At 62.6% G+C, this 20,689-nt stretch carries 25 protein-coding genes; 4 read left to right on the top strand and 21 right to left on the bottom strand.

The annotated features are described in order from the left end of the window. Window positions 1-259 precede the first annotated feature (259 nt). From CI807_RS08800 to CI807_RS08895, 20 genes are read right to left on the bottom strand one after another with little or no spacing between them, the layout of a single operon-like run. The gene (locus tag CI807_RS08800; protein WP_095014395.1) at window positions 260-703 is read right to left on the bottom strand and encodes a hypothetical protein; all 444 of its coding nucleotides are present in this window, start codon (window positions 701-703) and stop codon (window positions 260-262) included. 26 nt (window positions 704-729) lie between these two features. Then, complete coding sequence (locus CI807_RS08805) at window positions 730-1,956, bottom strand: beta-ketoacyl-ACP synthase (RefSeq protein ID WP_095014396.1); 1,227 nt, start codon at window positions 1,954-1,956, stop codon at window positions 730-732. After that, window positions 1,956-2,684, bottom strand: a complete 729-nt coding sequence (locus CI807_RS08810) for a 3-ketoacyl-ACP reductase FabG2 (protein WP_095014397.1) — start codon at window positions 2,682-2,684, stop codon at window positions 1,956-1,958. The genes CI807_RS08805 and CI807_RS08810 overlap by 1 nt, the downstream gene beginning before the upstream one ends. Beyond that, window positions 2,681-3,142 carry a hotdog family protein gene (locus tag CI807_RS08815; protein WP_095014398.1) on the bottom strand — a complete coding sequence of 154 codons (462 nt, stop codon included), beginning with the start codon at window positions 3,140-3,142 and terminating at the stop codon, window positions 2,681-2,683. Before CI807_RS08815 ends, CI807_RS08810 begins: the two co-directional genes overlap by 4 nt. Further along, complete coding sequence (locus CI807_RS08820) at window positions 3,139-4,305, bottom strand: beta-ketoacyl-[acyl-carrier-protein] synthase family protein (RefSeq protein WP_095014399.1); 1,167 nt, start codon at window positions 4,303-4,305, stop codon at window positions 3,139-3,141. Before CI807_RS08820 ends, CI807_RS08815 begins: the two co-directional genes overlap by 4 nt. Continuing rightward, complete coding sequence (locus CI807_RS08825) at window positions 4,302-4,784, bottom strand: hypothetical protein (protein WP_095014400.1); 483 nt, start codon at window positions 4,782-4,784, stop codon at window positions 4,302-4,304. Before CI807_RS08825 ends, CI807_RS08820 begins: the two co-directional genes overlap by 4 nt. Then, window positions 4,781-5,515 (bottom strand): class I SAM-dependent methyltransferase, encoded by a 735-nt coding sequence (locus CI807_RS08830; protein ID WP_095014401.1) that lies wholly within the window; start codon window positions 5,513-5,515, stop codon window positions 4,781-4,783. The genes CI807_RS08825 and CI807_RS08830 overlap by 4 nt, the downstream gene beginning before the upstream one ends. Further along, window positions 5,512-6,759 (bottom strand): NAD(P)/FAD-dependent oxidoreductase, encoded by a 1,248-nt coding sequence (locus CI807_RS08835; protein WP_177409570.1) that lies wholly within the window; start codon window positions 6,757-6,759, stop codon window positions 5,512-5,514. Before CI807_RS08835 ends, CI807_RS08830 begins: the two co-directional genes overlap by 4 nt. Before the next feature lie 33 nt (window positions 6,760-6,792). Then, on the bottom strand, window positions 6,793-9,105 hold the full coding sequence (locus CI807_RS08840; protein WP_095014403.1) for an MMPL family transporter: 2,313 nt from the start codon (window positions 9,103-9,105) through the stop codon (window positions 6,793-6,795). Next, the gene (locus tag CI807_RS08845) at window positions 9,095-9,685 is read right to left on the bottom strand and encodes an outer membrane lipoprotein carrier protein LolA (protein WP_095014404.1); all 591 of its coding nucleotides are present in this window, start codon (window positions 9,683-9,685) and stop codon (window positions 9,095-9,097) included. Before CI807_RS08845 ends, CI807_RS08840 begins: the two co-directional genes overlap by 11 nt. Further along, the gene (locus CI807_RS08850) at window positions 9,682-10,107 is read right to left on the bottom strand and encodes a thioesterase family protein (protein ID WP_095014405.1); all 426 of its coding nucleotides are present in this window, start codon (window positions 10,105-10,107) and stop codon (window positions 9,682-9,684) included. The genes CI807_RS08845 and CI807_RS08850 overlap by 4 nt, the downstream gene beginning before the upstream one ends. Next, complete coding sequence (gene hutH / locus CI807_RS08855) at window positions 10,100-11,641, bottom strand: histidine ammonia-lyase (RefSeq protein WP_095014406.1); 1,542 nt, start codon at window positions 11,639-11,641, stop codon at window positions 10,100-10,102. The genes CI807_RS08850 and hutH overlap by 8 nt, the downstream gene beginning before the upstream one ends. Further along, window positions 11,625-12,560, bottom strand: coding sequence for a glycosyl transferase (locus tag CI807_RS08860; RefSeq protein WP_095014407.1), 936 nt, complete (start codon window positions 12,558-12,560; stop codon window positions 11,625-11,627). Before CI807_RS08860 ends, hutH begins: the two co-directional genes overlap by 17 nt. Beyond that, window positions 12,557-13,291, bottom strand: coding sequence for a glycosyltransferase family 2 protein (locus tag CI807_RS08865; RefSeq protein WP_095014408.1), 735 nt, complete (start codon window positions 13,289-13,291; stop codon window positions 12,557-12,559). The genes CI807_RS08860 and CI807_RS08865 overlap by 4 nt, the downstream gene beginning before the upstream one ends. After that, the gene (locus CI807_RS08870) at window positions 13,284-14,954 is read right to left on the bottom strand and encodes an acyl-CoA synthetase family protein (protein ID WP_095014409.1); all 1,671 of its coding nucleotides are present in this window, start codon (window positions 14,952-14,954) and stop codon (window positions 13,284-13,286) included. The genes CI807_RS08865 and CI807_RS08870 overlap by 8 nt, the downstream gene beginning before the upstream one ends. Beyond that, window positions 14,951-15,496, bottom strand: a complete 546-nt coding sequence (locus CI807_RS08875) for a hypothetical protein (protein WP_095014410.1) — start codon at window positions 15,494-15,496, stop codon at window positions 14,951-14,953. Before CI807_RS08875 ends, CI807_RS08870 begins: the two co-directional genes overlap by 4 nt. Continuing rightward, window positions 15,493-15,747 (bottom strand): acyl carrier protein, encoded by a 255-nt coding sequence (locus tag CI807_RS08880; RefSeq protein ID WP_016979215.1) that lies wholly within the window; start codon window positions 15,745-15,747, stop codon window positions 15,493-15,495. The genes CI807_RS08875 and CI807_RS08880 overlap by 4 nt, the downstream gene beginning before the upstream one ends. Before the next feature lie 9 nt (window positions 15,748-15,756). Then, a complete protein-coding gene (locus CI807_RS08885; protein ID WP_014716603.1) occupies window positions 15,757-16,026 on the bottom strand; it encodes a phosphopantetheine-binding protein in 270 nt (89 codons plus the stop codon). Further along, window positions 16,004-16,816: a 1-acyl-sn-glycerol-3-phosphate acyltransferase gene (locus tag CI807_RS08890; RefSeq protein WP_095014411.1), complete on the bottom strand. Its 813-nt coding sequence runs from the start codon at window positions 16,814-16,816 to the stop codon at window positions 16,004-16,006. The genes CI807_RS08885 and CI807_RS08890 overlap by 23 nt, the downstream gene beginning before the upstream one ends. Continuing rightward, on the bottom strand, window positions 16,792-17,511 hold the full coding sequence (locus CI807_RS08895; RefSeq protein ID WP_095014412.1) for a beta-ketoacyl synthase chain length factor: 720 nt from the start codon (window positions 17,509-17,511) through the stop codon (window positions 16,792-16,794). The genes CI807_RS08890 and CI807_RS08895 overlap by 25 nt, the downstream gene beginning before the upstream one ends. A 348-nt stretch (window positions 17,512-17,859) precedes the next feature. On the opposite strand from CI807_RS08895, the gene CI807_RS08900 reads away from it, so the two are divergent. Both CI807_RS08900 and CI807_RS08905 read left to right on the top strand, forming a co-directional pair. Then, the gene (locus CI807_RS08900) at window positions 17,860-18,630 is read left to right on the top strand and encodes a ParA family protein (protein ID WP_016979218.1); all 771 of its coding nucleotides are present in this window, start codon (window positions 17,860-17,862) and stop codon (window positions 18,628-18,630) included. 337 nt (window positions 18,631-18,967) lie between these two features. Continuing rightward, complete coding sequence (locus CI807_RS08905; RefSeq protein ID WP_016979219.1) at window positions 18,968-19,183, top strand: DUF6124 family protein; 216 nt, start codon at window positions 18,968-18,970, stop codon at window positions 19,181-19,183. Window positions 19,184-19,304: 121 nt separating this feature from the next. On the opposite strand, the gene trxC is transcribed toward CI807_RS08905, so the two are convergent. Further along, the gene (gene trxC, locus CI807_RS08910) at window positions 19,305-19,745 is read right to left on the bottom strand and encodes a thioredoxin TrxC (RefSeq protein ID WP_095014413.1); all 441 of its coding nucleotides are present in this window, start codon (window positions 19,743-19,745) and stop codon (window positions 19,305-19,307) included. Between the two features lie 237 nt (window positions 19,746-19,982). On the opposite strand from trxC, the gene CI807_RS08915 reads away from it, so the two are divergent. Further along, complete coding sequence (locus CI807_RS08915) at window positions 19,983-20,282, top strand: type II toxin-antitoxin system HigB family toxin (protein WP_095014414.1); 300 nt, start codon at window positions 19,983-19,985, stop codon at window positions 20,280-20,282. Next, window positions 20,279-20,680 (top strand): type II toxin-antitoxin system HigA family antitoxin, encoded by a 402-nt coding sequence (locus CI807_RS08920; RefSeq protein ID WP_095017526.1) that lies wholly within the window; start codon window positions 20,279-20,281, stop codon window positions 20,678-20,680. The genes CI807_RS08915 and CI807_RS08920 overlap by 4 nt, the downstream gene beginning before the upstream one ends. The last annotated feature ends 9 nt before the right edge of the window (window positions 20,681-20,689 follow it).

A 20,689-nucleotide genomic window follows, 5' to 3' on the forward strand; every position in this document is an offset into this window, starting at 1 on the left:
GCTACGCAGCCCAACGCGGGGCAAGCCCGCTCGCCACAGGTACTGCGTTAGTTGTCAAATCAGCACTTTGCCACGGGTTGCCCCAGGGATGTTTTCAGGCATACTGCCCACGTTCCCGAAAGGGGCTTGTGAGACTCTGAGGATCCTGGGCAACCAGCAATCGCAGAGCCAGGCAGGAAGCGGCGATGACAAGCCAACCTGTTTGTGAAGAGGGCGCCGAAAGGCGCCCTTTGTCGTTTCTGTAGAGCCTGAATTCGTTTTATTTGGTGGTGCCGGTTTGCTCAAACAACTGCGCCGCCGTCCCTGCCTCATTCACGCCATTGCTGCGCAACCCCGCCATGATGTCGCTGTCCAGATTGTTCACCCAACGGTTGTAGTTGCGATGGATCTTGCCGTCCTTGTAGCCCAGGTCGCGGCTGTCGCGGTAGGTGATGGCGTAGCTGTTGCGGGTGTAGCGGATGTCGATGGCTGCGTAATACTGGTTACGCACGTTGATCTCGGCCTGTACCAGCTGCGGGCTCAGGCGTTGTACCGTCCACTCGCGTTTTTGCAGGGCGTTGACGATCACCGTTTTCATTTTTTCTTCGCTGACCTGGGCGTCGGCCGGCAGGTCGTGCTGGGTATTGAGGATCGGCTTGCTGGTGCAACCGGCGGTGACCAACAGGGCCAGGGTGATCAGGGTGACGCGTAGCAAGGAAGACATTCCGTATTCTCCAATCGATTTAAAGGTCAGGACCAGCGGCGGAAGATCAGCGAGGTGTTGACGCCGCCAAAGGCAAAGTTGTTGTTCATCACGTAGTCGTGGTGCATCTCGCGGAACTCACCTTGCAGGTAATCCAACTCGCCGCATTGCGGGTCGACCGAATCCAGGTTGAAGGTGTGCACGTATTGGTCGCGGTTCATCATCTCGATGCTGAACCACGACTCCAGCGCGCCGCACGCACCCAGGGTGTGGCCGAGGAAACTCTTCTGCGAGCTGATAGACATGCGGCTGCCGAACAGGCTGCTGGTCGCCAGCGTTTCGGCGATATCGCCCTGGTCGGTGGCGGTGCCGTGGCCGTTCACGTAGCCGATCGCGGAAGGCTCCAGCCCGGCATCTTCCAGGGCCAGTTCCATCGCACGGCGCATGGTTTTCTGCTCTGGGCGGGTGGTGTGCTGGCCGTCGGCGTTGCTGCCGAAGCCCACCAGCTCGGCGTGGATATGCGCACCGCGTGCCAACGCGTGTTCCAGTTCTTCCAACACCAGCATGCCGCCGCCTTCACCGATCACCAGACCGTCACGACCACTGTCATAGGGACGTGGACTGGTCTGAGGCGCATCGTTTTTCAGGCTGGTGGCGTAGAGCGCGTCAAACACCATGGCTTCGGTGGGGCACAGCTCCTCGGCGCCGCCGGCGAGCATCAACGGCAGGCGGCCGAACTTGATTGCTTCATAGGCATAGCCGATGCCTTGGCTGCCGCTGGTGCAAGCGCTGGACGTGGGGATCAGCCGCCCGGTCAGGCCAAAGAAGATGCTGATATTCGCCGCCGTGGTGTGCGGCATCATGCGCACATAGGAGTTGGCATTCAGCCCCTCGGCCACCGAGTTCAGCAGCATGTTGCCGAACGCCTTGATCTCGTCGGTGCTGCCGGTGGACGAGCCACAGGCCACGCCCATGCGCCCGTCCTTGATTGACTCATCGCCGAGCAAGCCCGCGTCCTGCAACGCCTGCTCTGCCGCCCACACTGCAAGGCGCGACACCCGGCCCATGCTGCGCAATTGTTTGCGCGTCCAGTGCGCGGGCACGACAAAATCGTCGATCGGCCCGGCCAGGCGCGTGTTCAGTTCGGTAAAGCGGTCCCACTCATCCATGCGCCGGATGCCGCTGCGGTTGGCGCGGAAGTTGGCGGAAATGGTTTCCCAGTCGCCGCCCAGTGAAGTCATACCGGCCATGCCGGTCACTACGACGCGTTTCATCAGCACAGGCCCCCATTCACCGCCAGCACCTGGCGCGTGATGTAACCGGCTTCGGCCGACATCAGGAAATTCACCGCGCCGGCCACCTCTTCCGGGGTGCCCATGCGTTGCGCGGGGATCATCTTCATCAGTTCTTCCACCGGCACGTTCTCATCCAGCATGGCGGTGTCGATCAAGCCGGGGGCGACGCAGTTGACGGTGATCTTGCGCTTGCCCAGCTCGATGGCCAGGGCCTTGGCCGCACCGATCAAGCCGGCTTTGGAGGCGCTGTAATTGACCTGGCCGCGATTGCCGATCAGCCCGGAGACCGAGGTGATGCACACGATGCGCCCAGCCGCGCGACGACGAATCATCGGCATCATCACCGGGTGCAGCACGTTGTAGAAACCATCGAGGTTGGTGCGCATCACCACATCCCAATCGTCTTCCGACAAGGCCGGGAAGGCGCCGTCACGGGTCAGGCCGGCGTTGAGTACCACGCCGTAATAGGCGCCGTGTTGCTCAACATCCGCTTCCAGAATCTCCTTGCACGCCGCGCGATCCGCCACATCGAATTGCAGCACCCGCGCCTTGCGGCCCAGGGCTTCAACTTCGGCCTGCACTGCATCGGCGTCGCTACGGCCACTGCGGCAATGCAGCACGATGTCATGCCCGGCCTGGGCCAGGCGCAGTGCGATGGCGCGGCCGATGCCACGGCTGGAGCCGGTGACCAGTACGGATTCAGTCATGGCGTTACGTCCTTCGATTCATCTAAATAGTTGGCCGCCTGGGGCGGTCGAAATACATTCAAGCGGGCGCTGGCCTGGATCCCGTCGCCGGTCAGGTGGCATTCGAACACACCCATGCCGTTGTCGTCTTCCAGTGAGCGCAGCCCGTGGATAGCCAGTTCGGCGCCTGCCGGGAAGTGCTCCACATTGCACTCGAACTTACGTGTGCCGAGCAGGAAGCCCAGTTCCACCGCTTCGCCTTTCTGGCGCGCGCGGCAACCGGCGTAGGCGGCGACGCTTTGCGCCATCAGCTCGATGCCGACCCAGGCCGGCAGGCTGCCGTCCGGGCGGTTGAACAGGCCGCCGGGTTTGACCGTGACGCGGGTGTGGATCTGCTCTTCATCGAACGACAACACCTGGTCGATCAGGATCATGTCGCCCGCATGGGGCAGCAGTTCAGCGAGTGGCCAAGCAATCATGGGGCCTCTCCGATAATCAGGCTGACGTTGTTGCCGCCGAAGGCAAACGAATTGCTCATCAGGCAGCGCTTTCCTAGGGTTTCTGAGGCCTGCGCCCACTGCAAGACGGGCAGGGCCGGGTCGGCCTGGCCGTCCCACACGTGGGGTGGGACGCGGTTGTGAGCCAGGCTCAACCAGCAGAACGCCGCTTCCAGCGCACCGGCTGCGCCCAGGGTGTGGCCGCTCATGGGTTTGGTCGATGAGCAGGCCACGCCGTGCGGGAACAGGCTGGCGACGGCCAGGCTTTCCATGGCGTCGTTATGTTGGGTGGCCGTGCCGTGCAGGTTCAGGTAGCCGATCTGCTCAGGCTGCAATCGGGCGCTGGCCAAGGCTTTGCGCATTGACTGCAACGCGCCTTTGCCGGTGGGCTCGGGCGCGGAGATATGGTGCGCATCGCAACTGGCGCCGCTGCCCAGCAGGGCGATGGGCGCGGGTTGCTTGCTCATCAGGAACAGTACGGCCGCTTCGCCGATGTTGATGCCGTTGCGGTTCACCGAGAACGGATTGCAGCGCTGGTTCGACACTGCTTCCAATGAGCTGAAACCGTTGAGGGTCAGCTTGCACAGGCTGTCGACGCCGCCGCAGATCACCGCATCGCACACACCCAGGTCCAGCAGGCGCTGGGCACTCATCAACGCACGGGCGCTGGAGGTGCAGGCGGTGGAGATCACATAGGCCGGGCCGCTCAGTTGCAGCCAGTCGGCGAGGAAATTCGCCGGGGCGCTGAGTTCCTGCTGCTGGTAGTCGTAGTCGCCGGGGAACTGGTGTTCCCGCAAAAAGTGCGCGATGCCGCGACTGGCTTCGTCGATGCCCGAGGTGCTGGTGCCGAGCACAACGCCGACGCGTGATGCGCCGTAGGTGTGGATCGCCTGGCGGATATCACCCTCAATCTGCAACGCCGCTTCCAGCAGCAACTGGTTATTGCGGCTGCTTTGCTGGCCCAGTTCGGCGGGAAGGGTTGCCAGCTCGCCGTGCACACCGGCTACCGGCAACACGCGTTCCGGCACCCAGCCGCTTTCGGTGCGCATGCCGGAGCAGTCACCGGCAAACAGGCTGCGGCTGACTTCATCCTGGCCACGGCCGAGGGCGCAGATCACGCCCAGGGCGTTGAGGTAGGCGCTCATCGGCCGGCCCCGAGCGGCGTGATGCGGTAGCTCAACGGCTGGCCGATCATGTTCACGCTGAAGACCTCGGACGATTGATACACGATCTGCCAATGGCCCGGCAGGGTGCGCGTCAGGTCCATGGCCTGGGCGTTGGGGTAGAGCGCGCGCACGTCATCGGCCGATGTCAGGGCAAACAGCAGCGCGGCGAACAGCTCGCGCGCCTGGGGATTGGGCGGCAGCAAGCCGTCGGCCTGCCACTCGCCATCGATCAGTTTTTGTCGGGCCTGGGGAATGCCCAGCGGGTCCATCATCGACCAGCGAATGCCGCCGCTTTCGCGCTGGATCACCAACAGCCAGTCCTGACTCTGGCCGTCGGCCAGGCGCTGCACATGCAATTGCAGCGGCAAGGCCAGGGCTGGGGTTTTCTCCGGTAGCGGCGGCTGGCTGGCGCAGGCGCTCAGCAGCAACAGGCAGCCGATCAACAGCATGCGCATCATGGGGCAGCACTCGTCAGCGGTTTGCGTGCCACGCAGTTGACCAATGTTTCCTCGCGCTGGCCCACCGGCGGCGCCTTGCGCAGGCCCCAGCGTTCCAGCAGGCCGAAGTCGCTGGAGCGGCTCCACCACAAGTACGGGTACGAGACGTTCTGCGGGCCAAATTCAAAGCCCTGCTCACGAAGCATCTCCAGGTATTGCTCGGCGCTTTTCTGCACATGCATCGGGTGGCGGAACAGCCAGCGAATCACCCAGGTGTCGATGTAGGCTTCGGTGGATTCTGCAAACAACAGATAACCGCCCGGCTTGAGCACGCGGTAGAACTCTTTGAGCGCGCGATGTTGCTCGACCAGATGGTGGAAGGTCTGGTGGCAGAACAGGATATCGACGCTGGCGTCCGGCACTTGCAAGGTGGCGCAGTCGCTGCCGATCAGCTCGATGGCCAAGCCTTGGCGCCGGGCTTCTGCACGGCTCAGTTCCAGGCTGTGCGGGTCGGCATCCAGGCCGATCAAGCGTGCGGGAGCGAACACCTGCTGCAAGTACTGGAACGACTTGCCCTGGCCACAACCGGCGTCGAGCAATACCGGCGCCTCTGGCAATGGGTCGGTAAACAGGCTGCGCAGGTCGTTGATCGCCACGCGCAGCACATGGTGCTGCCAGGTGTGGCTGCGCAGGAACCAGAAGCCGAACCTGGTTTCTTCGACGTAGTTCTTACTTAAGTACTGACTGCTCATACCGGCTCACTCGCACAAATCTCCGACAACATCCGCAACCGCCGCTTGGGCTCGCTGACAAACGGGTTGCGCTCATCCCAGGCGTAGCCGGCGAGGATCGAGCAGATCATCCGGCGAATCTCCGGCGAGCTGTCCGGGTGGTAGATCACATCCTGGAACGTCCCGGCGTACCAGCCCTCGACGTAGCAGCGGAAGGTGTCCACGCCGCGTTTCAAGGGCACGGCAAACTCGCTTTCCCAGTCCACGGTTTCGCCCTTGAGCTGACGGTGCAACACAGCGGCCGCCATGCTTGCCGAGCGCATGGCGATGGTCACCCCGGAAGAAAACACCGGGTCGAGGAATTCCGCCGCATTGCCCAGCAGCGCGAAGCCCGGTCCGTGCAGGGTTTTGACGTTGGCCGCGTAGCCACCGAGGGTGCGCGCCGGCGTATCCCACACGGCGTTTTGCAGCACGCCGGCAAGGCTCGGGGTTTCGGCGATAAAGCCGCGCAGGCAGGCGTCGAGGTCGCCATCGCGACCGTCGAAATGCTCCTTGGCCGCGACCACGCCCACCGAACAACGCCCGTTGCTGAATGGGATGGTCCAGAACCAGATATCACGCTGGGTTGGATGGGTGGTCACCAGAATCTTGGTGCGATCAAAGCCTTGATGTTCGATGCGGTCTTCGACGTGGGTGAACACGGCTTGGCGTACGGGGAAGTCGGACGGCAGGTCCAGGTCCAGCAGACGAGGCAGCACGCGGCCATAGCCGCTGGCGTCGAGTACGAACTTGGCCTTGAGGTGGTACTCGCTGCCGTTCTCACGGCGCACATGCAGGTAGCGGCTCTCGCCGCTGAAATCCACGCCGACGATAGTTTCGCCGTAGCGGATCTCCACGCCTTGCTTGGCGGCCTGATCGGCCAGCAACTTGTCGAACTCGCCGCGCTGCACCTGGAAGGTGGTCGGCTTGCCGTTGCTGAAGGTGTCACTGAAGTCAAACGCACTGTAACGCTCGCCCCAGGCGAACGCGGCGCCGGTTTTCACCTGGAACCCTGCGGCCTGGACCGCATCGAGCATGCCGGCCTCTTCGATGAAATCGATGCAGTGCGACAGCAGGCTTTCGCCAATCGAGAACCGTGGGAAATGCTGGCGCTCGATGATCAATACATCATGCCCTTTGCGCTTTAACAGCGCGGCGGCGATGGCCCCGGACGGACCGGCACCGATCACCACCACCTGACGACGTTCCATTTCAACTGTGGGCACGAGGGCTCCTTGCCACATTGGCGATAATCACATTCATAAGGCGTGTTTCTGTTGCCCGGCCCAGGGCGCCAGCATAAAGCTGAATGCCAGGCCCAGGCTGACCGATAAGCCGAAATTACTCACCGCCGGTGTACTGGACACCGCCAGCAGGCCAAACGACAACCAGGTCGTCAACGCTGCCAACAAGGTGCCCAAGAGACTGACCGCCGGGCCGCCGATCTGCTCGCGCATCAGGATCGCGTAGTCGACGCTGATGGCCGTGACCAGTAGCAGGCCGAACAGACTGAACAGTGTCAGCGGCTGGCCCAGCCATCCAAGGCTGGCCAGGCTGCACAGGGCCGCCAGCAGCGGCAGCGCGACGATACGCAAGGCACCGCCGAAACCGAACGGCAGGATCAGCAACAGTACGATCAACACGCAGGACATCAACTTCAATTCAGCCGCGCTGATCTGTGTGTCGGCGAACACCCGATTCAAGTCGCCCAATCGGTCGACCAATTGCACGCCCGGCAAGTCCAGCGCCTGCACACGCAGCAAGGCGGGGTTGTTCAAGCCTTGCAGGCTGACCATTGCCGCCACGCCGCCGTCGACCTTGCCGAGCCACAGCGTGCGCCAAGGCTCGGCCATCGGGCCGGCCAGCGCAGCGTCGATGTCTTGGGTGGGCAGCGCTTGCAGGTGCGCGACTTCGGCTTGCAGTGCGCTGACGGGCACGCCGAGGTCGAGCAGCGGCTGCCAGTGTTGCGGCAGGTTGTTCAGCGCGTCACGCAGTTGCTGTTGCTCGGCGGGCTGGCTGACCAGTTGATTGAGCGCCAGGTAGCCCTGGAGCTTGTCCATATTCACCAATTGATCCAGGCGCTGCGCCAACGCGCTCTGACGCTCTAGCAACTGTTGCTGGTTGTCCGCCCGCACCAGGAAGAACTGGCTGGTGGGCTGGAACCCGGTAATCCGCGCCACGGCCTGCGCTTCTTGCAGCAATTGCGGCGGCGCGCCGATCCATTGGCGGATATCGTTTTTGCTGTTCAGGTGCCACAGGCCACCGGCGCAAAACAACAACACCAGCGCCAGCAGTACAGGGCTTGGCACGCGCTTGAGCAGCGATTCGCGCACCAACCACAGGCATTGCGCGATGCGCAGCGGCCATTGCGCCGGGCGCAGTTCGACGCCCTTGAGCAGCGCCGGCAACAGGCACACGGCGGACAGGTAGGCACCGACCAGGCCGGCGGCTGAGAAGATGGCGATTTGCGTTAACGCCGGGAATGGCGTCCAGGCCAGCGCCAGGTAGCCGATGCAACTGGTCGCCAGGCTCAGGCTCAACCCCGGCAAGGTGATGCGCAACGCCGGCCAACTGCGCCAAGGCTGCATGCTCCAGCTTTTCGACAGGTAATGCAGCGGGTAATCCACCGCCACGCCGATCAGGCTGGAGCCCAGCACCAGCGTCATCACATGCATATGGCCGAACAGCGCCACGCAGGCCACCGCGCCAAACAGCATGCCCACCAGCACCGGCACAAAGGCCAGCAACACCCGCCAGCGGCGGAAGGCGAGCAGCAGCAACAACAGGATACCGACGGTAGCGCCGCCGCCGACCCAGGTGATTTCGCGCGTGGCTTGCTGCTGACCGTTGGCGGCGTAGAGCAAGCCGCTGGCGGCGAGTAATTGCGCGCCGTGTTCGCTGGCCTGCGCGCGACTGCCCTGGAGCAAATCCGCCACTTGCAGCGGCAGTTTCATGTCGAAGGCATTGCCGGTGGTGCGCGCACGCAGCAGCACCCAGCTCTTGCCATCGGCATCGGCGATCAACGCGCCGCTGCCGATATCCAGCTGCACCGAGCCGTGCTGCGGCTGGCTGTTCTGGATGCGCCCGGTAAGGCCCAGCCAGTCGTCCTGGCTCGGCACCAGGCTGAACCCGGTGAAGGGATCGAACAGCGCTTGCACGCGCTGTTGGATAAACGCGTCAGGCTGTTCGATCAACTGCTCGCGGTCCTTGGCCGAGAGCATTGCCAGGCGCCCGCGCAGCAATTGCTCGCGCAGTGCCGGCAAGTCGGCTTGCAGGTTCCACTGCACTTTTTCAAACAGCCCGCTGGCCTGCCAGCGCTCGCCCAATTGTTGCGCCACGGCCACGGCTTGCTGACGATCGGCATGGCCTACCAGTACCAGCATCTCGCGGTTCAACGGTTCCTGCATGCGCTGTTCGGCTTGCTGTTCCAAGGCGTCCGGCGTGTTGCCCGGCACCAGTTCCATCAGGTTGGCCGACAACGGCGCGCCATGACGCCACTGCCAGCCAGCCAGGGCCAGCACGGCCACCAGCAGGATCAGGAACAGGCGTGGTAACAGGCGCTCACTGGGCAAAGTCGTGTTGCTCCGCTTCGCTCAGGGGTTGGCTGGCGGTGCTGTCCTGCATGCGCAAAACAGTGCTGTCGCCTTGGGTTTCCAACAGTTCGATGGTCTGCACCAAGTCGCCGCCGTCGATGTTGATCTGGGTGAAAACCTGCTTGAGCAACAGTGAACGCGGGATCAGCGTGAGCTTCCATTGCTTCGCCTCGCCTTGCAGCTGCAAGTCGAAGTCACGCTGCAAGCCGCTGCTGTCGCCCTGGAGCACGGCGAGGAACAGGCGATTCTGCTCGGCGCCGGCGCTCTTGTTCGGCAACAGTTGCCAGCCATTGGCGTCGCGGCGGGCGATGCCCTGGGCGCTGATGCGGTAGTCCTGTTGCAGTGGGGTTTTCAGCAGCCACAGCAGGCCGTGGTCCTTGGCGAGGACGAAGGTGCCTTTGCTGACCAAGGGCTGGGGCAGGGCGCGCAGGTGTTTTTCCTGGGTGAAGTTGCCGTGGATCACGCTGGGTTTGGCCAACTGCTCGCTGAGCTGTTGCAGATCGAAGGCGTGGGCTTGCAGCGACAGCAGCAGCACACCCAGAAAGGTGATCCATTTCATGAAAGGGCCTTTTCGACGGCGTCGGTGAATATTTTGGGGGAGGCCAACTGCATCTCGCGACTGGCGATTTCCACTGCCACCTGCACGGTGCTGGCGCGGGTCAGGCGCTCGCCGCTGGCCAGGTCAGTGATCAGGTAATTGACCTTCAAACGGTTCTCCCACTCCACCAGGCTGGCGCGCACGTTGAGGGTCTGGCCGAACACCGCGCCACGCACGTAGCGCAGCTGCATGTCGATCACCGGCCAGGCGTAGCCGGATTCGAGCATCGCGGTGTAGTTGTGGCCGATCTTGTCCAGCAACGCACAGCGCGCCACTTCCAGGTACTTCACGTAATGCCCGTGCCACACCACGTTCATGGTGTCGACGTCAAAAAACGGCACGAAGATTTCGGTGTCGCAATGCAGCACGCCCTGGCTACGCATGCAGCCTCCAGTGTTGCTCGGCAATACGTTGCAGGCACAGGCGCAACTCACCTTCGAGGGCGCGGTCTTCGATGACGGGTGGGAAGTCCTTGGCCAGCGCTTCGTGCATTGCTGCCAATGCGGGTGGCAACGGTCGCGCATCTTCGGCCTGGGCGCGCAGCCAGACACCCTGATTGGCGGCGAGCAGCGTGGCGGCAGCGACCTGTTCGGTCAGCTCCAGTACACGGATCGCATCGCGGGCGGCGATGGTGCCCATGCTCACCTTGTCCTGGTTGTGGCACTCGGTGGAGCGCGAGAACACGCTGGCCGGCATCGTATTTTTCAACGCTTCGGCGGTCCAGGCGCTGGTGCCGATCTGCACGGCCTTGAAGCCGTGGTTGATCATGGCGCGATCAGCCGGTGCGCCAGACAGGTTGCTCGGCAGGCCATGGTTGTAACGCACGTCCACCAGCAACGCGAGCTGTCGGTCGAGCAGGTCGGCGACGTTGGCGACCAGCGTCTTGAGGCTGTCCATGGCGAAGGCGATGTGCCCGCCGTAGAAATGCCCGCCGTGCAGTACGCGCTCTTCTTCGGCGTCGATGATCGGGTTGTCGTTGGCGCTGTTCAGCTCGATCTCGATGAACGAGCGCAGCCAGTTCAGGCTGTCGGCCAGCACGCCAAGGACGTGGGGCGCGCAGCGCAGCGAGTAACGGTCTTGCAGGCGATGCAACGGCGCGGTCGGCGCGTCGATCGCCAGGTCCTTGCGCAGCCAGGCGGCGACTTGCATCTGCCCAGGGTGCGGCTTGGCGGCGAACAGGCGTTCGTCGAAGTGCTCCGGGTTGCCCTGCAGCGCCACCACGTTCAACGCGGTAATGCGCGTGGCCAGTTGCAGCAGGTAGTCGGCGCGGGCGAAGGCCAGGCAGGCCAGGCCGGTCATCACGGCGGTGCCGTTCATCAGCGCCAGGGCTTCCTTCGGGCGCAACACCAGCGGTTCCCAGCCCAGCTCGCGGTGCACGTCGGCGGCTTGGCGACGTTCGCCGCGGAACATCACCTCGCGTTCGCCGGACAGGGTCGCGGCCACGTAGGACAGCGGGGTCAGATCTCCGCTGGCGCCCACCGAGCCTTCTTCCGGGATCAGCGGCAGCACGTCGTGTTCAAGGAACGCGTGCAGGCGTTCGAGTAACTCCACGCGCACGCCGGACACGCCGTGGCACAGCGACTGCAAACGCGCCGCCAGCACGGCGCGGGTGGCCTGGGCGTCGAGCAACTTGCCCAAGCCGCAACCGTGGAAGGTGTACAGATGACGCGGCAGGGCTTCGACGTGCTGCAACGGCACCGCCACAACGCAGGAGTCGCCGTAGCCGGTGGTCACGCCGTAGATCACACCTTCCTTGTCCAGCAGGGAGTCGAGGAACTGCGCGCCCTTGGCAATGCGCTGGCGATAGGCGGCATCGTCCTGCAATTGGGTCGGCGCCTGACGGTTGGCCAGGGCCAGCACGTCTTCGATGCGCAAAGCGCGTTCGCCAAAGGTTACCGGCTCAAGATGCGTCGTCATCGGTCTTCCAGAAAGGGTAAAAGTTGAACCATTGTTGGGGCGCTTCCAGGCAGAACTGGCCCAGGCGTGCAGCGTAGCGCGCGGTCCACAGGGCTATGACCTGCTCGCGGGTGTTGCGTTTCCATTCGATCATTTCGGCGAAAGGCTCAATGCTCAGGCGATAGCGGCCTGTGTGCTTGAGGCACATCAGCAGGTTCACCGGGCATTTGAGCAGGCCGGCCAGCAGCCACGGGCCTTGGGGGAAGGCCGCGTCATGGCCGAGGAAATCCACGCGCACCGTGCGCCCGCCGTGCAGCGGCACGCGGTCGCCGGCAATGGCCAGCCATTCGCCGTCGTCCAGGCGCTGGCTGAGCAGCAACATGGTGGCCGGGTCCAACTCGCTGACCTGGATCAGGCGCAAATGGGTCGCCCCGGCTTCGCCCAGCAGGCGGTTGAATTGCTCGGCGTGCTTGGTGTGCACCAGTACGTTCATGGTGACCTGCTCGCCGATCTCGGCGAGGGCGCGGCACACTTCGAGGTTGCCCAGGTGCGCGCCCACCAGCATCTGCCCGCGCTCGCCGCGCAGTTGCCCGCGCAATTGCGCCGGGTCGTTGATCTCGATCTGCTCCAGGCGCAGCTTGCCGTTCCACACGTCGAGTTTGTCGAGCAGCGAGTCGGCAAACGCCATGAACTGGCCGAAGACTTTCCAGTGGGTGGGGCGCAGTTCATCGCGTCCGCTCCAGTCGGCCAGGCGCTGCTGGTACTGCCAGGCGCTGCGGCGCGCGGTGCGGCCAAACAGGAAGAAGTACAACACGATGCCGTACAGCACCGGGCTCAGCAGGCGGCGGCCAAGGACCTTGGCGGCGAAAGCCGTGAGTTTCATCAGCCAATAGCTGCCGCGTTCCTCGCGGTCGGCCCAGTGTTTGCTGCTGTCATTCATGCCTGCCACCGTCGCCACAGGATCAGTGGCGCGCGCACCAACATGCCGAAGAACAACCGGGTGTGCATGGCCGAGATGCGTACGTTGTCGCGGAACAGCCGGAAGTGCGACAGGCCGTCAGCCGGGTAATGCACCTGGGTCGGCAGCCAGCGCATCGGCTGGTTGCGCCAGGCCAGGCGCACCAGGATGTCGGAGTCGAAATCCATGCGTGTGCCGATGTAGGCCGAGTCCATCAGTGCCAGCACCGGAGGCAGCGGGTATACGCGAAAGCCGCACATCGAGTCGCGGATCTGCAGCGACAAGGTGTTGATCCATACCCACACGTGGGTCAGGTAGCGCGCGTACAGGCGGCCTTTGGGCACGCTGTCGTCGTATTCGGGGTAGCCGCAGATGATCGCGTCGGGGTGCCGGCGGGAGGTGTCGAGGAAGGTCTCGACTTCGCGCAGGTCATGCTGGCCGTCGGCGTCGACTTGCAGGGCGTGGCTGAAGCCCAGGCGTGCGGCCTCGCGGAAACCGGCCATCACGGCACCGCCCTTGCCCTGGTTGGTGGGCAGGGTCAGCAGGGTGACGTTTTCCAGGGTGGCCAGTTGCGCCAGCACGGCGGCGCAGGCCGGGCTGCTGCCATCGTCCACCAGCAGGCAGGGCAGGCCGCTGTCCAGCAGGCTGCGGATCACGGCGGGCACGGCGGCTTCGTGGTTGTAGACCGGGATCAGGGCGCAGGGGTTATGCATGCGCGGCCTCCAGTAAAATCCGGCCGCTGGAACAGGCCGCCACACCGTTGCGATAGGCGAAATACAACTTGCCGCGTTCCGCATCAAACCGCAGGTGCAGTTCGATCGCATCGCCCGGCCGCACCAGTTGCTGGAACTTGAGCACTTCCATCCCGGCAAACGTTGCCGGTAAATCGAGCAGTTGCTGGCCCAGGTTGAACGCCCATTCCACCTGCACCACGCCCGGCAATACTGGGGTGACCGGAAAGTGCCCGCTGAAATAGGCCAGGTCTGGCGGGACGCTCAGTTGCAAGGTCCATTCGCCATCGGCTTCGACCTGCTTCATTACTTCCGGGGCTTTCGGTCGTGGTGCCACCAACAGCGCCTCGACCTGCGCCTGGGGCAGTTTGCCTTGGCTGTTCAGCGGCAACTGTCTCAGTAAACGCCAGCGACGCGGCAGCGCCAGGGCTTCGCAATGCTGGCTCAAATGTTGGCGCAGTGTTTGGGTGAGCGTGCGTCGGCCCTGATTGCGCAAGGCATGCAGGCCCTCGGCACTCAACACCACCAAGGCGCCCAGGGACGCGCGGTTTTCCTGCACCACGCCCAGGCGCGTTTCCGCGACCCACGGGTGGGTCATCAGCGCGTGTTCCAGCATGGGCAGGGAGATGCGTTTTTCTTCCAGCTTGACGATGCGGTCCAGACGGCCCAGCAGCTCGAAGCGACCATCGGCATGGATGCGCGCAGCGTCGGCGGTTTGTTCGATATGCCCTTCAGGCAAATACGGTGAAGCGATGCGCAGGGCGCCGTCGGCATCCTGGCTCAGGTGCACGTCGGCAAACGGCTGCCACGGCTGCGCACCCTGGCGCCAGGCGATACCGCCGGTTTCCGAACTGCCGAGGATTTCTGTGGGCCACTGTTGCAAACGGTCGTACAGGCTGCCGGCGGCGTCCACCGGCAATGCGCCGCCGGAGGAAAATACCCGTGACACCTGGCTCAGCGCCGGCCAATCGAGGTTGTCGCCCATGCGTTTGAGCAATGCCGGGCTGGCGACCCAGGCGAACCGGGCATGCTCACGGCTGGCGCGCTGCAAGTCTTCAGGGAAGGCCAGTTGCTTGCGCACGAAGGTGCGGCCGGCGCACAGCGGCCACAGAACGCGGAACAACAAGCCGTAGATATGCTGGGTGGCGACGCTGCCAATGATGCAGGCGTGCTTGAGGTCCGGACCCCACAGGGTTTCCAGGGCTTCGACCTCGTTGGCCAGTTGGCGCAGGGTCTTGTCGATGCGCTTGGGCTCGCCGGTGGAACCAGAGGTGCACAGGCTTAGTTGGCAAGCGTCCAGATCGAGCGCGGCAGCAGCCAGTGGCGCCTGGTACAGCGCGTCCAGGTCTGCCGCTTCGGTCAGCCAGGCATCGACGGCCTCGTCCCAGCGTTGGCGGGTCTGAGGTTGCAGGTCGGCGGGCAACAACACGCTGACCCCGGCGCGCCAGGCGCCCAGCAGGGCAATCGACAGCAGGCCGGCATCTTCCAGGTACACGGCCAGGCGCTGGATGCCGCGTGCTTGCAGGCCTGCGGCCAGGCTCAGGGACTGTTCCCACAGTTGGGCATGATTCATTGCAGGTTCGGTGGTGACCGGACGCTGTTCCAGCGGCTCAAGCAGCAAGTGCTCAAGTTTCAACCCATTCATACGCGGCCTCGAACCCTTTGTCGTACCAGCCATTCCACGGCAAACAACAGCCCCATCAGCCCGTAGGCGATCAGGCCGTTGTACAACGTCCACCAGCTCAGCGGCGCCCACAGGGTGAGGGCGGCGGCGAGCAGGCCATTACACAGAAAAAACACGCTCCACACCACGGTGACCTGGCGGGTATACACAATGGCATGCGGGGGCAGCACCGGGTCGGTCATGCGCGCCAGGCGCTCGACCATCGGCGGGCCGTATTTGAGGCTCAAGCCAAACAGCGCCAGCATGAACCCGCTGACCAGGCTCGGGTACCAGCGCAGCAAGTGCGGGTTGTCGAACCAGGCCAGCAGCAGGCAGAACACGATTACCGCCAGCGCCATCCAGCGGCTGCCGGGGCGTCGCGCACCGGTCAGTGCGCGCAATAGCCACAGGCTGCCCAGCAGCAGGCCGAATTGCCACGGGGCGAAGTGTTCGGTGCCGTAATACACCGCAAAGGGGTACAGCAGCCCCGCCAACAACAGGCCGAGGCCAATCAGCCGGCTCATGCGGCAGGCGTGACCAGACGGTACACCGCCTCAACCACGTCGTTGACGGTGCGCACGGCCTTGAATTCTTCGGCGGCGATCTTCTTGCCGGTCTGGCGCTTGATATGGTCGATCAAGTCGACCGCATCGATGCTGTCGATTTCCAGGTCTTGGTACAGGTTGGCGTCAAGGGTGACGCGTTCCGGCGGCAGTTCAAACAGTTCCACCAAGGCGTCGCGCAGGGTGTTGAAAATATCGTCACGAGTTTGCATGGTCCGGTCTCAAGCTGCCTGTCTGGCCGTGACGAACGCCGCAAGGCTGGCCACGTTGGTGAAGTGATTGCGGGTGTCCTTGGCGTCGGCATCGATCTTGATGCCGTACTTTTTCTGGATCGCCAGGCCCAATTCCAGGGCGTCTACCGAATCCAGGCCGAGGCCTTCGCCGAACAGGGTCTGCTCGCTGCCGATGTCGTCGACACTGATGTCTTCCAGGCCCAGGGCCTCGATGATCAGCGTCTTTATGTCGTGCTCAAGGCGGTGTTGGTCGCTCATCTTCGGCGAGCTCCTTAATAAAAAAGTGATGCAGGTAATCGTTGAGCTTGCGTGAGGCCTGGGGCGCGGGCCCCATTGATGCGAACGCCTGTGGTTCTATATCGGCACCCACCCGCAAACTGAAGTGCACGCGGCATTTTGGGATGCGATACCAGGGTTCGGCCTTGGTCAGCGTGGTGGGGCTGACCTTGATCACCACGGGGGTGATGATTGTCGCACCGCGCAGCGCAATGGCGGCGCCGCCGCGATGAAAGGCAGGCGCCGCGCCGGGTGTGGTGCGGGTGCCTTCGGGAAAGATGATCAGGGTCTGGCCGCTGCGCAGGGCATCCGCCGCCGCATCGAGCATTTCGGCACTGCCGTCGTTGCTGATATAGCCCGCATCGCGCACCGGCCCACGGGTGAAGGGGTTCTGCCACAGGCTCTGCTTGACCACGCAGTTGGCCTGGCGCACCAGGCCGATCAGGAACACCACGTCGATCAACGACGGGTGGTTGGCGATGATCATCTGGCCAGGGCGGCCGAGTTTTTCCGCGCCTTCGACACTGTAGGTGAGCACGCCGGCGCGCTGCATCAGGCGAATAAAGAACCAGAACAGCCAACTGATCGTGTGACGGGCGCGGCTGCGGTGTTTGGCAGCGTCTCCTGGCAGGCAACTGAGCAACGGGAATACCAGCAAACGCAGGCACAGGCCGCCGAAACCGAACAGCGCGAAGCTGGCGGCGGTGGCGAACAGGCGCCAATAGTAGGCGTCCCGTGGTTTCTCGTTCAGGGCTTGCGTTGCCAGTTCCATACACGGTTCTTCCAGGCATGTTGGCAGGCGACCTGTTCGGTGAGCAGGGTGCGCAGCAGGTTCAGGGCGTGGGGCCACTGGGTTTGAGTGAGTTGGACAGTGCCGCTGTTCAGTTCCAGCTGCCACTCGTCGCCCGGCGTCAGCAGCAGGCCAAGGGCGTAGGGGAAGGGCACGTCGTGAATCCAGCTAGCGTAGGCCTCGGGCGGCTGTTCTTCGGTGATCACCAGCAACACCGCCGGCGCGCCTTCGTTCAGCAAGGCGGCGGCTTCGAGCATGCCATGTTCCAGGCCGTCACCCGCAGCGGCGAGGGCGGTCATTTCGCTGGTTTCATTGCGCAGGATCGACCACAGGCCAATCACCGCGTTGTGCACTGACAGGCTGAACTGGGTCGGCGACAGCGGCTGGTCGTTGGCCAGGTCACTGAGAATGTCGAGGGTGCGCGGGGTCTCGCCATGCCGGGAGACAAACACCAGCGGCAGGTCCTGCAAACCTTCGGCCAGTGGCCAACCCACGCTGAACGCCATGCGCGCCAAGCGGCTCAGGCGGCGGCGTTGCATGGCCGGCAGGAATGACACATCGGGGCAGGCTTCGCTGGCAGGCAGCAACACCGGGGCCAGGCACCAGGCGTGCCAGTCGTCCGCACTCTCCAGGCCAGGGGCCCAGGCGCGCCATTGGGCGATGTTGAAGTTGATCACTGAGAAGTTATCCCGCCCCTGCGGGCTTCCATGTGCGACTTTTGGCCCCGAATACCGGGACAGGGAACAATAGTCGAATGGCGCGCATTATCCCGGTGCCGTGGGGTTCTAGCAAACTTTGGTAAAGATTTGTGCACGGTTGATTACAAAATAGTGGAAAGGATTTACAGATTGTCCTTTACCAGGGGACTGATTGGATTGTCGGACCGTTCTTTTTAATCTGTCGGCTACGTATGACAGGCAGGTCGCCGATCGGCCGTGATGCAGCAGTGCATGGATGAACGAGGTAGCTAACAGGCGCTTTTGCCCTCTACACTCGGACATTCATTGATACACGGAGGTTTTTCCATGCGGCGTGTGGTGTTCAATCAGAAAGGCGGCGTTGGCAAGTCCAGCATTGCCTGCAACCTGGCGGCAGTCAGCGCCAGCGAAGGTTATCGAACCCTGTTGGTGGACCTCGATGCACAAGCCAACTCAACCCAGTACCTCACGGGGCTGACCGGCGACGATATCCCTATGGGTATCGCGGATTTTTTCAAGCAAACCCTGTCTTCCGGGCCGTTTTCCAAGAAGAACAAGGTAGATATCTACGAAACCCCGTTCGACAACCTGCACGTCATCACCGCAACCCCGGAGTTGGCCGACTTGCAGCCCAAGCTTGAGGCCAAGCACAAGATCAACAAGCTGCGAAAGCTGCTGGATGATCTGAGCGAGGATTACGACCGGATCTACCTGGATACACCGCCAGCCCTGAATTTTTATGCGGTTTCGGCGCTGATTGCCGCTGATCGTGTGCTGATCCCTTTCGATTGCGACAGCTTTTCGCGCCAGGCCCTGTATGGCCTGCTGGCGGAAATCGAAGAATTGAAGGAAGACCACAACGAAGGCCTTGAGGTGGAAGGCATTGTGGTCAACCAGTTCCAGGCCCGGGCGACGTTGCCGCAGCAGATGCTTGATGAATTGATTGCTGAAGGGTTGCCGGTATTGCCGGTGTACCTGGCCAGCTCCGTGCGCATGCGCGAGTCACACCAGGAGAGCAAGCCGCTGATCCACCTGGACCCACGGCATAAGCTGACGCAGCAGTTTGTGGAGTTGCATAACCTGCTGGAAAACGCGTGATTGATGTCGCTCCTTCCTACATGGGGTGTAGGAAGGGTCTGGCTATCGGGGTTAAGCCTTGTAACGTTGCCTACAGGTACTCCAGAATCCGCTGGCTTGTGCGTCTGGATGGGCTTCTCTTAAGGTTCTCGGGCCGCTGAATTCTCAGTGGTCGGGTTTAGTAGCCCGTGTTGAGACGTACAGCAAAATCGTCGATCAGGACCTTCCTGAATTTGATGGTGGCTGTACGGAGGGCGCTCTTGAGCGCGCCGGTTGCGTCTCCCGGTCTACTAACCTGCGTACAGCTGCCACCCCCGTTTAGTAGCGGTCGGTTGCGGCTCCTGCTCGGAGACGATCCATGGTTAACCTTTATACCGTCACCCCCAACCTCCCCACCGAAACCCTCGTCCTCAACAGCTACGAAACCTTCTCCTCCGTCCGCACCCTGTTGCTCAACCTGTCCAACGACCTCACCGGCGAACACCGCGACGTTGCTTTGGCGATCCACCAATTGAGCGAACTGGGCGTACTGCTGGTCGGCCAGATGATGGACCGTGAAGCCCCGCTGCCCTAAGTTGAAACACCGTCACTGTAGGAGCGAGCTTGCTCGCGAAAAACGTCAACGATAACGCGGGCAACCTGATTTGCTGCGGCGCCTGCGTGTTCTTCGCGAGCAAGCTCGCTCCTACATGGAATCAGGCTGACACCCCCTGGCTACGCAACCAACTCATCAACTGCGGCAACGGAAACGCCCCACTCTGGCGCGCCACTTCGCGGCCGTTCTTGAACAGAATCAAGCTGGGAATCGAGCGAATCCCCAACTGTGCCGACAACTGCTGATTGGCCTCGCTGTCCAGCTTGGCCAACCGACACTTGCCCGCCAACTGCCCGGCCGCCTGCTCGAACACCGGCGCAAACGATTTACATGGGCCACACCAATCGGCCCATACATCCACCAGCAACGGCAGGTCGCCTTTGATCTGGCTGGCGTAGTCGCCTTGCTTTAGCTCAAAAGGCTTGTTCAACAAAACCGGCTGTTTGCAGCGTCCGCATTTGGGCGCATCGCCCAGGCGTTCGCCGGGGATGCGGTTGAGGCCGTTGCAGTGGGGGCAGGGAATGACAAGAGGTTCGGACATGGTGGAGCTCCAACGAAAGCAGTCAGTGAAGCTCAATGTGGAGTCGGGCGCAGGTGTTATCAAGTTCTGAAGCGGCGTTGCATATGCTCACAGATTTTTGCGCGTCGATTGCGCGCGCCTATCTAGGCTGTGAAAGCGTGCTCGACAAAGCACCACCGGTCCGATCGGCTCTATAGCAAATTGCGATAGTCAGTGTTCGGGTATAACCTTCATAGCAAGATGCGATAGGGATGTTGCATGCGAGTGATCAGTGCGAAGCAAATACGAAATGCCAAGGAAAAATGGCCTCACTCAGCCAGTGCTCTGGATGAGTGGCATCGTAAGGTCAAAGTCATCAGCCCTGAAGATTTTGCGACGTTGAGAGCCGTTTTCCCTGCTGTGGATAAAGTTGGGGCACTGCATGTGTTCAATATTGGAGGTAACAAGCTCCGCCTTGTTGCCATCGTGCGCTATCGAATGCAGCGCCTCTATATCCGGCATGTTTTGGACCATCGTGAATACGACAAGGGTAAATGGAGGGAGTCATGGGAAAAATGAGTGTATTGATCGAGCAAGTCGCCGAGCATTGGCAGTTCGTGTCCTCCTTGTTGCGTAAGCCGAAAACCGAGGCTGATTACGATGTGTTGGTCGAGGCGCTCGACGAATTGCTGGATATCGTGGGGGACGATGAAACCCATCCGCTGATGGGGCTGGTCGATATCATCGGTGACTGGGTTGAGGCCTACGACTTAGAGCATTGGCCAATACCTGAGGCGAGCGGAGTTGATGTACTGCGGTCAATGATGCAGGAGCATGGTTTGACGCAAAGTGATCTGCCTGGCGTAGGCGCTCAATCGGTAGTCTCAGAAATCCTGAGTGGAAAACGCCAGCTGAACGTTCGGCAGATTCGTTGGCTGGCGGAGTTCTTCAAGGTCCCTGTGGACATGTTCATCTGATCACGGTCA

The sequence above is a fragment of the Pseudomonas sp. NS1(2017) genome (assembly GCF_002269425.1).
Classification (GTDB): domain Bacteria; phylum Pseudomonadota; class Gammaproteobacteria; order Pseudomonadales; family Pseudomonadaceae; genus Aquipseudomonas; species Aquipseudomonas reactans.